Genomic DNA, 12024 nt, shown 5'->3' on the forward strand with positions numbered 1-12024 from the left:
GTTATGTCTTATCAAACCGCTACTTCGCACATTCCCGCTGACCACGTTTCCGCGACCTGCCGCATCACGATGGCCGGTTACGCGACGTCGTGGCACGAGCATGAAGAGTTCATGTTTCTGCTGCCGCGGAGGGGCGCGTTGACGCTGAATTCGGAGCATTCGAAGCACGCGCAACGTATCGGCGCCGGCGTGCTCGCCGTGGTTCCGCCGAGGCGTTTCCACGAAACCGCGAGCATTCGCGGGGAGCATTGCCATACGGCGGTGTATGTGCAGCGGGATTTCGTGTCGTTTTGCGCGCGCAAGGCCAATGGCACGATGGCGAGCGGCGAAGCGCCGCGCTATTGCGCCCCATCGCCCGCGCTGCTCGGGGCGCTGCATCTGCAAAGCCAGTTATCAGGTCAGTCCGATGCAACTGCGGCGACGGCCGTTGACGATGAATTGCCGCGCTATCGACACGATCTGGTTGATCGGCTGATTGCGTCGGCGTGTGTTGAGGCGGCGTTGAGCGGCGGCGCGCAAGGCCGTGTTGATGCTGAACTGTCGCGCGAGGAGTTGGTCGGCGAGATCAAGGGATATCTCGACGCGATGCTCGCGGAGCGCATCGATATTGATATGATCGCGTTGGAGTTCGGGATGTCACGGCGTCATCTGACGCGAGTCTTTCGCGAGGAAGCCGGCGAAAGCATCACCGACTATCAGATGCGCCAACGCGTGGTGCGGGCCGCCGCGCTGCTGAATGTGCCCGGCACGACAGTGCTTGCGGCGGCGATGAGCGTAGGGATCGAATCGCCGTCCTACCTGGCGAGATTATTCAACAAATTTGGGATGCCTTCGCCCCGCACTCTCAGGGCATGAAGCGTACCTTGACGCAACATGACGCTGAACTATCTGGGACGTGCGTTCAGAACAACCGGCCAAACGCCAATGCGCTGTTTGATGTCATTGCGCCTTGAGCTTGCATCGCAGATGCTCACTGAAATGAACCGCCCGGTGAACGAAGTCGCATTTAGTTGCGGGTTTGTCAGTGCCCCGCATTCTTCCAACGTTTTCAAGCGGGAATTCGGAATATCTCCCCTGGCGTCCACATCGGCCCAACGACCCGCGGTTTCTGTTGACGGGAGGGCGACGCCTGCCATGACCTGAGTTCCGATATAGGGTTGCTCCATGAAAGCCACTGCGGAATTCAGCTAAAGACGATCGGGGCTTCGATATGCCGACCTGAGTGCTGAATCGCGGGCTGGTCGACCACGCGCGGAGCGCTGGGTCGAACCGTCCAACGAGGCGTCGGGGAATCCAGGTAGAATGAAAAATGCGACACTGGGCGGACGACGACTTGGTCCGTACGCAGTTCACAATTGCCGGTAGAAATCTCATCATGACCACAATCTCCAAGCACGACAAGCTTATTACACTAATCAACGTATTCACCGTCGAGCCGGCGCGCCAACAGGAACTCCTTGATTTGCTTGCCCGCGCAACGGAAATCGTGCGCTTTGAGCCGGGGTTCGTCTCGGCGAACCTTCATCGCAGCATCGATGGTAGTAAGGTGACTATGTACGCACAATGGCGAAGTATCGAAGACTACCAGGCGATGCGCGAGAATCCCGCGCCTCTACGTTACTTCGAGCAGGCTGTCGCGTTCGCTAGGTTCGAGCCCGGGATGTACGAGGTCGTCGAAACGTACTGCCCCCCAGCCAATGAGGCATAGGGCGATCGTTATGTGGGCAAAGGGCCGCAGGCAAATTTATCGACTCAACGCCACCTTATTCAATGGTATTGCAAACGTCAATTCGGATGCCACAAAGCAGACGTCGGTCACGGACGGCTCTTCTTCGCCTGTGCGAGTTTGGCCTGGACGATCACCGCGCCGCTGAGCGGGTCACGATCCGCCGCAGAAAATGGCCGTTAGCAAGAGCGGGACTACTTGATGAATGACAGCGCCGCTGCCGGTCTGGTGCGCGTGCGCTTCTACTGACTCGGTGGGGCCGATTACTACGACGCCATAGGCTGAGTCCGTAACTGGGTGACCATCTCCGTGCTTGAACAGTGCATCGTCGTGTTCATACCCGAGGACGGCGTAGACGCGAAAGCCAAATGCAGTCAGGTTGCTACCGTGCACCGGTCGAAATGCGTTGACCGAGTTCGCCTCGACGCGCATCGGACTTGGATCGATATACCGATCCTTCAGGAGCGGGGCGATGAACGCATGTGCATTCGATCTACAGTCGAGTTGCGAATCGAGCGCGTAGCCGTAGGACGAGACCGGAGGGAGCCCCGCGGCGATACCGATAAGCACCGCCGCCCAGGCGTGGATCGCGGAAATCTTCATCAGTCTCTCCATCCAATCGAGCTTGTTTCCCGGTGTGAGCAAACTCGATCCGGCACCAGCATGTTCTGCAACCGCTCCAGTTTCATGGCCAGCGGCTAGATGCGCATTCCCAAGTGAGCCTGAGGGTCTCCATGGCGGCGCTCCGGCACCATTTCTTCAAGATGACGAAGACTCCGCACACAGGCTGACCCGACACCGAGATCCATCGGACTCCTCGTTATTCGCCAGTGCCGATTCTAACGCGTGAACAAAGCGCTGAAACGCATCCAGCGTTCCATGGACGCTTCGGTACTCGGTGCGACCGATTCTGCCGTCAAGTACGACCAGCATTCCAGCATCCACCGCCAATTCCAGGATGTTCATTCCGTTCTCCTGAGATCGCCCGACTATCGCCCTGTCGCTCATGCTGCAAGCGGGTAAGCGCGCATCGCCGGCATGCTCGCCTTTGCCGGGAACACGTTCCACGAACCGTCATCGTGCCGGAAGAAGACGATGGTCAAACCTCCGTCCGGGTGCATCACGCCGATGCGCACGTAGCGCCGTCGATCCGATGGTGTGCGACTGAACTCCATCACGCGTACCGTCACCACCGCAGAGTGCCCAAACCACTTTGCGACCAGCGATCGCAAGCACATCTTGCCGGAACCCATCTCGCTCTCCTCTCGCCGCGGCGCCACCATCGTGTCCCACCAATTCGTGGCTGGAACATCGCAACGTCTTGTCGGTTACCTTACCTACAACTATAGGTTGTAAAACCTATAAATCAATCTCTTAATTGACGCGCAGGGGTATACGATATAGACGGAAAATGCGCTGATTCATTGGACATTTGACGTGGCGCTGCTTGGGAAAACCGGTTTTTTAACCTATACTTAAATCGGGTAGGCAACCTATTAATCTGAGCATTTTCCGAAGCGACCGCCGCGCAGATGCGGCGCGACTCGCTAGAGCGTGTTAGGCACTTGGTGTGAGACCTGGTATCCTGGCGGGATGAAAAAAGCAGACCGCAAAGGGTACCCGACCGACGTGTCCGACGAAGAATGGAGCTTCGCGGCCGCCTATCTGACGCTGATGGACGTCACGGCGCCGCAGCGCAAATACGAACTGCGCGACATGTTTGACGCGTTACGCTGGATGGCTCGGGCCGGCGCGCCCTGGAGGATGCTGCCCAATGATTTCCCACCTTGGGAACTGGTGTATCAGCAGACTCAACGCTGGTTACAGGCAGGCTGCTTTGAGCACATGGTCTGCGACCTGCGCTCGGTGATACGCGTGGCACAGGGACGGCAGGGCCAGCCCAGCGCCGTGATTCTGGACGGTCGCACGATACAGTCGACCTGCGAGAGTGGTCCACGCGCGGGCTATGACGGTTATAAGCGCAAACGCGGCAGCAAGGTGCACATTGCTGTGGACACCTTGGGACAGTTGCTGGCGGTGCACGTGACACCAGCCAATGAACAGGAGCGCGCACAGGTGGCAGAGCTTGCGCGTCAGGTTCAGCAAGTAACGGGACATACCGTCAAGGTGGCATTTGCGGATCAGGGATACACGGGCAAAGAGCCAGCGCAGGCCGCACGCGACGAAGGCATTGAACTGCAGGTGATCAAACTGGAGGAAGCGAAAAAGGGATTTGTACTGCTGCCCCGGCGGTGGGTGGTCGAGCGCAGCTTTGGCTGGCTCAACCGTTTCCGCCGTCTCGCACGTGATTATGAACGGCTACCCGAAACCCTCGCCGGGCTTCATTTTGTGGTCTTCGCGATGCTTATGCTTGTTCACGCGGTGCCAGTCCTTCAAAGTTCCTAACACGCTCTAACGGGATGCCCCGGAAAGCATAGAACCGCAACGTTGATTGTTGTCGCGCAGGGTAGCTGCGATTCCACTGGCCGCTGCCAGATGCGAACTTTGCGCCGGACAGCGAGACAGTCGGCGCCTCAGAACGGAGTGCACGTGAAAAAGCTGACCCTCACCTCCGAAGCGATATTCGATCCACGCACCACGATACTCACGAGACGGCGCGGCAATCGGGAGAGCCGGGTGCCTGAGATCATCGATGTGTCGATAAACGTGCTGATTGCGGCGGGTTACGCAGGGTACACAATCAACCGCGTGGCCAATGATGCGGGTATTCGCCTGAGCACCTTGCAACATTATTTTGCGACCCGTGAAGCGTTGTTGCGTGCCACGATCGAGGAGGTCTCAAAGCGGTACTTCGAACGCTTTCGCGGCATTGCTGAAAACAGAAACCGCTCTCCGCAGGTGCGGCTCGAAGCGATCATCGACGACGCTTTCGCCGAACTTGTCAAACCTGGGATGCCTGCAGCCATCTTTGAAAGTTGGGGGTTGGCGCTGCATGAACCGTTTGCGCGCGATGTCGTCTTAGAGAGACAAAAACAGTTCACGGGGCTCTTTTCGAATCTCGTCGGCGAACTCAATCCGGCACTGTCGATGGAAGAATGCGAATTGCGTGGCGCACTGATCCTGTCCAGTTGCCAGGGCCTGGTTGTTTTCCTTCGCTGGACTGAGCACAGTCCGTCGCAACTGAATACCTTCCGCAAGGCTGTCAAGGTTGTATGGAGTGGCCTCGGCAAGGCTGACGAATGAGCACGCGGGACCTGCTGGTATGAGCGTGTGGCGTCTCGCGCGTGATGGCCCACTCGCGTCTGGTGCGGATTTAGCGACCCTTCAACCGATTCTGTCAAGTTGGCGGGCTGGTCGCGTAAGAGTGAGCAATGACGAATACAAAATTACTCTATCGAGGAAACCGCTTTCCGCCCGCAGTCATCAGTTGCGCCATACGCTGGTATTCCGGCTTTGCTTGGGCACGCGCGACCTTCGTAGACGGGAGCGCTAGAAGCCTTGGCGTATGGTGGGTTTCGTGGCTAGGCTTGAGGCATTCTCTGCTTGCTGAGGTGAGAGCCGGCAACCAGAATGTGCTGACTGCCGGTTCCCGTGCAGGACTATCAGCGTATTGAGAAGCTCGCGCCTCAGAATCGTGAGCGTATTGCGAGGCGACCGGTGCAGGCGAAGGCCTGGGGCGCGTACGGAACGCTGTCTACTCCACGATTCCCGGGGCGGTTCAGTTGGCTGATGGAGTCGACTTCAATCCAACTTGTGTCAGGCAATTGTTGGTGCCGCTAATCCAGGCGGGCCTTGTTCGCTCGACCATGGGCCGAGACGGGGTGGGGTAAGCCTAAGCGCCGACGCCGCCGCGATATTCCCCACCGATGCCTCTTCAGTTGCAACATCGAACGATTCTTTGGGAACTTGGCGGACGAAGTAGATGAGTCGGTGCTGCTCTTGTTGAGAAGGCGAATACCGGCCGACGCGCTCTTGGAACTTCGCACCGTCGACGCAGAGCGCGTTTAGCAAGAGGACAAAACCCTGTTGCCGGACTGGCGAGGCGACTACGTCTATCGGTTGGCGTCGTCGCGCTGCCTGTAATCGACGCGCGGCGAGTGACCGAACAGTGCCTTATACGCGCGGCTAAAGGCTGCCTCAGACTCGTAGCCAATGCTGAGCCCGATTTCGCCGACCCGCGCTTCGCGCCTGGCCAGCAAGTCCCTCGCAAGCGTCAAACGCCATTCATTCTGATAGCGCAGCGGGGAGCTGCCTACCAGAGCGGCGAATCGCTCGCAAAAGCTGGAGCGGGACATTCCGGCAATGGCCGCGAGGGTTTCGATGCTCCACTTCTGCGTCGGCCGCTCATGAATGGCCTTCAGAGCATTTGCTATGCGCGCATCGGAAAGTCCTCCCAGCCATCCGGACGTGGGACCCTGCTGGATCCAGCTTCGCAATGTGCGGATGACCACCAGATCGATGAGCCGGGAAACCATCAAGGCAGCGCCCGGCTGCATATCGCCAGCCTCGATCATCAGAAAGTGCACGATCCCCTCAAGCCACCCCGCGCTTTCTGCCCGTCGAATGTGGATGCGTCTGGGTAGAGCGGACACCAAGCCCCGAAGGCTGTCGGGATCGAACCGGAAGCGGCAAAGAACGATAGTCGCGGGGGCGCTGTAGGCTCCCAATCTCAGGTCGCCCGCGCCACGCCGCAACATCATCAGATCGCCCGTATCGATGGCCATGGGTCCGTATTCTTCGCCCTCAATGTGCAAGGCGCCCTGCGTCACGATGAAGACATGCGCCGCCTCGGTTTCCAACTCCAGGCGTTCCCCCGGTGCGAGGGTACAGGAGTAGACGAGGTCTCCCGTGAGACGGATTTGCGCCAACACGTGGGACAGTAGATCGGGTGACACAGGGCTGCCAATTTCCGGATGAATGGTTAAGTTTTTCGGTAGTTCGATCATGGCTGAGTCCGTCTCCTCGAATATATCATTGCACCATACAAATGCACAAAGATGCTGCTGACTAAGTGTTTTTGTAGAAAATCACAATCGTATTTTGCATAAAGTTGCTTGATCAGAAATGTTCTGATCTGCCGATTCACTCATCATGTCGAAAGGCCAATCCGATGAAAACTCTTGCTGTCAGCGCCGCCCTCGCCGCCATTTTGGCGGCGGGCACTCCCATCGCCGCATCCGCCTCAACCGCCCACAATGTCGTGCTCGTGCCCGGCGCCTTCACCGACAAGTCCAGTTGGGACCAGGTGGCTCACTTGCTGCGCGAAAAGGGCTTCAAGGTCACTGAGGTCGATATTCCGCTGAGTTCGCTTGATGCCGATGTTGCCGAGACCCGCAAGGTATTGGAGGCCCAGAAGGGAGCGACCGTCCTGGTCGGCCATTCCTGGGGCGGGGTTGTGATCGGCGAGGCCGGGGACAGCCCGAAGGTCAAGTCGCTGGTCTATGTTGCGGCCTTCGCACCGGACAAGGGCGAAAGCGTCCAGGCGCTGTCGTCCAACGGCCCACCGACTGAAGGCCTGAAGGCAGTTCGTCCGGACGCGAACGGCTTCCTGTCGGTTGACCCCGCCGCGTTCCCGCATGTCTTCGTCGGCGACGTGCCGGCGGCAGAAGGTGAGAAGTTGGCCACGAAACAGCGGCCGATCAGCGGCGCGGCCTTTGGCGCCCAGGCCACTATCGCCGCCTGGCATCTGAAGCCGTCGTACTACGCGATTTCGGCCAACGATCTGATGGTTCCACCGCAGGCCGAAGCCTTCTTCGCCAAACGCATGAATGCCACGACTGTGACGCTGCAGTCCAGCCATGCGTCGCCGGTGTCGCATCCCGAAGAAGTCGCCGCGCTCATCGAACGGGCCGCGAAGGGACAGTGATCCCAAGTCGGATGAGGGGTGACCAAATCTACCCCTCGTCCGACGTGTCAGCGCGTCATTGGGCATGGCCCGCGCCTGCTGTAGGCGCTCAAGATGGGGGCTGGGCGATGAATCAAGCGATGCCGCAGAAGCTAACGCGGAAGGCGGCGTTGGGCTGGTTCGACCGTCGAGTTCAACTGAGGTGGCCTCACTCGTTCGGACAGTCTTCTGAGATTTTTAAGTGGGCAATCATGCTGCCAATTTGATCGCAGGCAGCGTCGCGAAGTATGCCTCATCCGGCGTCTGATCCGACAGGCTCGAATTGGGCCGTTTCCGGTTGTACAGCTCGATATACTCGCTGATGGAGCGCCTGGCGTGGCTGACCGACTCGTACGCTTTCGGGTACCTTGAATCAACCGGCCGGAGATGGCTAGCACGGGTGTAGTCGATGCCACAATGTGAAATAGATCGACTGTCGGATGAAGTGCGGGTGGAAGTAGGGGTGGTCACAGGATTGATAGTTGGGAGTCAAACCCAGCACGGGTTTGCCGCCAGCGTCGCAATCCCTCCGTCTCCGCCAGCAATGGTGGCAAACCCCGCAGAGTCTAGGCTCTGCGGGGTTTTGTTTTATCGGCCCGCAATTGTTTTATCGGCCCGCAATTTATGCGACGGAAAAGCAGCCTGACCGGCTTGATTGATTCGGCAGGTCTCCTGCGTGATCGTCGTGGATGCGTCTGACTTTAGCCGCAGCGCGCATCACATTTCTGGCCATTCTGGAGCGGTCATTCAACCCGCTATCGGCATCAAAACGCGTGCCGCAGCCCCACCATGCCGACGAATTGCGACGGCCCTGACGACGGCGTCGTATTCTGCGAGTCGCCGACGACAGCCACCGCGTCAGTAATGCTCGTTCCGGTGCTGCCCGCCGCAACCAACGTCTTGCCCCGCGCATGCTGATACGCCTCTAATGCGTACAACGTAGTGCGGGTAGAGAGGTTGTACGTCTGCTCGAGCGAAATCTGCTGATAACGCGCAGCATCGCTGATGCCGTTCGCTTTGCTTGCCTGCGTGTAGCTGTAGCCTGCGCCGATAGTCAAGGCCGGCGTGATCCGGTACGTGGAAATCACGCCGTACGTGTTGAACACGCCCACGTTGGCGAACAGCGAACCGGAACCCGGCGTGTACTGCACGTTCGAATAGTTCACGCCGACCATCAGGTCCTGGTGGGTGTAGCGTGCCGCTGCGGCGAACAGTTGCGCGCTGCGTGCCGTCGCATAGCCGCTGTTCACCGGCGAGTTGACCGCGTAGGTGCCAAGCGCCTGGCTCGTCGCGATGTCTTTCAGTTTCACGTAGCCCACCGCGATCGCAAACGGCTGGTAGTCGTAGCGAAGCGCCGCGCTGAACTGGCTGCCGTTGGCCACACTGCCGGGCACGCCGCCCAGACCGTATTGCGCGCTGAATTGCAAGCCCGCGATGTTCGGCGACAGGTAGGTCACCGAATTGTTGAGGCGCAGCGTCGTGTCGAGTGCGTCGATGTCTCCGGGGTGCGCGCCTGTCGCGCCCGTTAGCACGCCCGTTGGTCCGAGTGCGCCGACCATCTGGAAGTAGGGGGTGTACTGGCGGCCGAGTGTCACCGTCCCGTATTTATCATTGCTCAGCCCGACATACGCCTGTCGATTGAAAATGAAACCTGTGCTACTTTGCGCGCCCGTCAGCGAGTTGAAGCCGCTTTCAAGCCGGAAAATTGCCTTCGTGCCGCCGCCGATGTCTTCCGTGCCGAGCAGACCGAACTTGCTTGCCTGCAGGTTGCCCTGGCTCATGTAGAAGTTGGAGTGTCCCTTCTGGTTGCTGACATAGGCGAAGGCGTTATCGACAACGCCGTATAACGTGACGCTGCTTTGCGCCGACGCGCCTGTTGACAGCACCGCGCCCGCAAACGGCAGGCATGAAAGGACGAGTGTGCGCGTACGCGAGCGCTTCAATGGGTTCATAGTCTGCGGGTCTCCGGATTAGAAGTGTGACCTTTGCCCTTCAGGTCAGTTATGCATGGTTTCTCAGTGGGCCATGGAAATCGTCAGGCATCGCCAGCCGTCGGCAGTGTGGTCGGCCAGCAGCGCACGGCCAACGCAGACGGCTGAGCGCACTTCGTCCGCCGGCACGAGGATCCGGATTTCCGGCTGCGGCTGCTGCATCCAGCCTTCGCGCTCGACCGAAATGCGCAAGGTGCTCGCATCGCTCGTGATCGTTACATTCCAGCGGCCTTGCGCGCCTGTGCGCCAGGCTTCGCTTTCGCCATCGTCTTCGATGCAGCCGCCGCTAGCGGTACCGGTACTCGCGAATGGCACGGCGATGAACGCGCGCTCATCGGCTGGACGGCCGAAATGTTGTTCAGCGATGTTCAACGGAATCACGCTGCCTTCTCGCAGCAATACCACTGGCTGGTCGAAGGGGGCGGGCAGGCTCACCGTCTGACCGCCGTCAAACGCTTCACCGCTCCAGTACGACACCCAACGCGCGCCTGTCGGCAGATAAACGTCGCGCGTCGACCGGCCCGCCTCGACGACCGGTGCGACCAGCATCGACGAACCGAGCATCATGTCGTCGCCGTCGACGAGACAGCGCGGGTCGTGCGGAAACTCCGCGAACATCGGACGCGACACCGGCTCGTAGGCGCAGTGCGATTGCCATAGCAATTCGTACAGGTAGGGAATGAGCCGGTAGCGCAGCTTGATCAGACTGGCCACCTGTTGCGTGACTTCGGGATGCATCCAGGGTTCGTTGACGGTGCCGTCGTCGTTCCATGAGTGAATGCTGAAGCGCGGCAGGAAGATGCCGAAGGCGACCCAGCGCGCGAACAGTTCCGGACCTGGCGCAGGTCCGGAAAATCCGCCGATATCGTGCCCGCTGTTCGACACACCGGACATTGCGAGCCCGAGACCCATCTTCAGGTTAAAACGCAACGTTTCCCACGACGTGTAGTTGTCGCCGGACCACGTCTGTACATAGCGGTGCATCCCTACGCCGCCCGAACGGGACACGAGGAACGGCCGACGCTCGGGCGCGTGTTCACGCTGCGCGTCGCGCGACGCGCGCATCATCAGTTGGGTTTGCAGCACCTTTGCCTGATGCGCCGGATACGGTTGGCCGAAGCCTTGGGCCATGGCGTCGGGCGACCAGATCTCGAATTCGTTGTTGTCGTTCCAGGTTGCCGCGACACCGTGTTTCAACAGGCTGTCTTTTACGCGCGCTTTCCACCATTCGATGGTGTGGGGATTCGTGAAGTCCAGATACGCGCCGACTTCGTCCCAGAACTGCACCCACGCCGGATTGCCGTCACGCGACTCGACCAGCAGGCCGGCTTGCGCCACTTCGTCGAACGCCGGATGATCCTGCAGCAGGCAAGGCTTGATGTTTGCGCACAGACGCACGCCATGCTCGAGATAGCTCTGCACGAAGCCGTCGATATCCGGAAACTTCTCGTGGTTCCAGTTGAACACATAGCGCTTCGCACCGATCGACGTATAGCCCGACGACAGATGGAATGAATCGCACAGCACGTCGTGCTCGTTGCATCGCTCGATGAATTCGCCCATCCGTTGCTGCGCATCGGGCGCGTCGGTGTAGCTCATGGTCGAGCCGGAATAGCCCAGCCCCCACTTCGGCATCCAGGCCGGACGCCCGGTCAGCCACGTAAAACGGCGCACCGCATGCAAGGGCGTGCCCGCCGACGCGATGAAGTAATAGTCGAGATCGCCATGCTCGGCGACAAAGTGCCGGTAGTGCCCGTGATAATTATCGAGCTCGCGGCCCATATCGAAGCGGCAGTCGGCGAGCGTGTCGTAGAACAGACCGAATCCCGTCGATGTGTCCGGTTGCCACGTCACGTAGAACGGGATGTGCTTGTAGAGCGGATCTGTCGTGCGTGCGCTATAGCCCATTGCATCGATGTTGCGCAGTTCATAGCTCTGATTCGCGCGATCCAGCGAACCGGCACGCTCGCCGAGGCCGACATACATCTCACCGGGACGGCGCTCGATGTAGTGATACACGCGCGCGTCCCACCAGCCGAAGTTATACGCCTGCGTGTTTCGATCGCTCATCACGCGATGCCATGTCGAGCCGTGCAGGATGTCCCACGAGCAGAACCCGCCATCGAGCGCGACGCTCAGGCGGATGCGCGCCGTCTCGACGATAACGTGCCCTGCGTCGCTCGACAGGTCGAACGAAGGCGGGGTGAAACCGCTCATGTCGCGGCGCTCGCGGCCTTCGAGCGGAACGTCGTCCGCGCCCGGCGCGATGGCCCAGGTCCGCGGTCCGTGCGGCTCGCCATCCGGCAAGACGAGCACGCGAATGATGTCGTCGGCGAGAACGAACAGTTCGATCCTGCAGTTGGCTTGCGCGCTCAGAACGATGTGGTTGCCGGTGCGAGCGGATAACGAAAAGCGCGGTCGATCTTTCAGATTCTTCAATGAACTCATGATATGTCTTGAAG

11 protein-coding genes and 1 pseudogene are annotated in these 12024 nt (G+C 59.6%); 6 read left to right on the plus strand and 6 right to left on the minus strand.

Features of this window, described 5'->3' with window-relative positions; translation table 11 throughout:
* Positions 1–3: 3 nt before the first annotated feature.
* Both WN982_RS07750 and WN982_RS07755 read left to right on the plus strand, forming a co-directional pair.
* On the plus strand, positions 4–855 hold the full coding sequence (locus tag WN982_RS07750; RefSeq protein WP_341315147.1) for a helix-turn-helix transcriptional regulator: 852 nt from the start codon (positions 4–6) through the stop codon (positions 853–855).
* A 520-nt stretch (positions 856–1375) separates the two neighbouring features.
* Complete coding sequence (locus WN982_RS07755; protein ID WP_341315148.1) at positions 1376–1708, plus strand: antibiotic biosynthesis monooxygenase family protein; 333 nt, start codon at positions 1376–1378, stop codon at positions 1706–1708.
* Positions 1709–1879: 171 nt separating this feature from the next.
* Here WN982_RS07755 and WN982_RS07760 read toward each other — a convergent pair whose 3' ends face one another.
* The 3 genes from WN982_RS07760 to WN982_RS07770 form a co-directional block, all read right to left on the minus strand.
* The gene (locus tag WN982_RS07760; protein WP_341315149.1) at positions 1880–2329 is read right to left on the minus strand and encodes a hypothetical protein; all 450 of its coding nucleotides are present in this window, start codon (positions 2327–2329) and stop codon (positions 1880–1882) included.
* Between the two features lie 156 nt (positions 2330–2485).
* Positions 2486–2692 carry a hypothetical protein gene (locus WN982_RS07765; RefSeq protein ID WP_341315150.1) on the minus strand — a complete coding sequence of 69 codons (207 nt, stop codon included), beginning with the start codon at positions 2690–2692 and terminating at the stop codon, positions 2486–2488.
* 38 nt (positions 2693–2730) lie between these two features.
* Positions 2731–2979 carry a hypothetical protein gene (locus WN982_RS07770; RefSeq protein WP_341315151.1) on the minus strand — a complete coding sequence of 83 codons (249 nt, stop codon included), beginning with the start codon at positions 2977–2979 and terminating at the stop codon, positions 2731–2733.
* A 340-nt stretch (positions 2980–3319) separates the two neighbouring features.
* On the opposite strand from WN982_RS07770, the gene WN982_RS07775 reads away from it, so the two are divergent.
* The 3 genes and pseudogenes from WN982_RS07775 to WN982_RS07785 all read left to right on the plus strand — a co-directional run.
* Positions 3320–4132, plus strand: a complete 813-nt coding sequence (locus tag WN982_RS07775) for an IS5 family transposase (RefSeq protein WP_341312036.1) — start codon at positions 3320–3322, stop codon at positions 4130–4132.
* A gap of 144 nt (positions 4133–4276) precedes the next feature.
* Positions 4277–4930, plus strand: a complete 654-nt coding sequence (locus tag WN982_RS07780; RefSeq protein ID WP_341315152.1) for a TetR/AcrR family transcriptional regulator — start codon at positions 4277–4279, stop codon at positions 4928–4930.
* A gap of 284 nt (positions 4931–5214) precedes the next feature.
* Positions 5215–5380: pseudogene (locus WN982_RS07785) on the plus strand (catalase); the annotation flags it as partial.
* Positions 5381–5739: 359 nt separating this feature from the next.
* Here the strand turns inward: WN982_RS07785 and WN982_RS07790 are convergent.
* Positions 5740–6633: an AraC family transcriptional regulator gene (locus WN982_RS07790; RefSeq protein WP_341315153.1), complete on the minus strand. Its 894-nt coding sequence runs from the start codon at positions 6631–6633 to the stop codon at positions 5740–5742.
* A gap of 164 nt (positions 6634–6797) precedes the next feature.
* Here WN982_RS07790 and WN982_RS07795 point away from each other — a divergent pair, with 164 nt between their 5' ends.
* On the plus strand, positions 6798–7553 hold the full coding sequence (locus tag WN982_RS07795) for an alpha/beta hydrolase (protein ID WP_341315154.1): 756 nt from the start codon (positions 6798–6800) through the stop codon (positions 7551–7553).
* 782 nt (positions 7554–8335) lie between these two features.
* Here WN982_RS07795 and WN982_RS07800 read toward each other — a convergent pair.
* Both WN982_RS07800 and WN982_RS07805 read right to left on the minus strand, forming a co-directional pair.
* Positions 8336–9523: a porin gene (locus tag WN982_RS07800; RefSeq protein ID WP_341315155.1), complete on the minus strand. Its 1188-nt coding sequence runs from the start codon at positions 9521–9523 to the stop codon at positions 8336–8338.
* A gap of 63 nt (positions 9524–9586) precedes the next feature.
* Complete coding sequence (locus WN982_RS07805) at positions 9587–12010, minus strand: glycoside hydrolase family 31 protein (RefSeq protein ID WP_341315156.1); 2424 nt, start codon at positions 12008–12010, stop codon at positions 9587–9589.
* Positions 12011–12024 lie beyond the last annotated feature (14 nt).

This window comes from Paraburkholderia sp. IMGN_8 (assembly GCF_038050405.1).
Taxonomy (GTDB): domain Bacteria; phylum Pseudomonadota; class Gammaproteobacteria; order Burkholderiales; family Burkholderiaceae; genus Paraburkholderia.

Coding starts and splice junctions, on each gene's coding strand:
- WN982_RS07775 (WP_341312036.1), top strand. CDS start 3,320: ATGAAAAAAGCAGACCGCAAAGGGTACCCGACCGACGTGTCCGACGAA.
- WN982_RS07800 (WP_341315155.1), bottom strand. CDS start 9,523: ATGAACCCATTGAAGCGCTCGCGTACGCGCACACTCGTCCTTTCATGC.
- WN982_RS07760 (WP_341315149.1), bottom strand. CDS start 2,329: ATGAAGATTTCCGCGATCCACGCCTGGGCGGCGGTGCTTATCGGTATC.
- WN982_RS07755 (WP_341315148.1), top strand. CDS start 1,376: ATGACCACAATCTCCAAGCACGACAAGCTTATTACACTAATCAACGTA.
- WN982_RS07805 (WP_341315156.1), bottom strand. CDS start 12,010: ATGAGTTCATTGAAGAATCTGAAAGATCGACCGCGCTTTTCGTTATCC.
- WN982_RS07790 (WP_341315153.1), bottom strand. CDS start 6,633: ATGATCGAACTACCGAAAAACTTAACCATTCATCCGGAAATTGGCAGC.
- WN982_RS07770 (WP_341315151.1), bottom strand. CDS start 2,979: ATGGGTTCCGGCAAGATGTGCTTGCGATCGCTGGTCGCAAAGTGGTTT.
- WN982_RS07750 (WP_341315147.1), top strand. CDS start 4: ATGTCTTATCAAACCGCTACTTCGCACATTCCCGCTGACCACGTTTCC.
- WN982_RS07795 (WP_341315154.1), top strand. CDS start 6,798: ATGAAAACTCTTGCTGTCAGCGCCGCCCTCGCCGCCATTTTGGCGGCG.
- WN982_RS07765 (WP_341315150.1), bottom strand. CDS start 2,692: ATGAACATCCTGGAATTGGCGGTGGATGCTGGAATGCTGGTCGTACTT.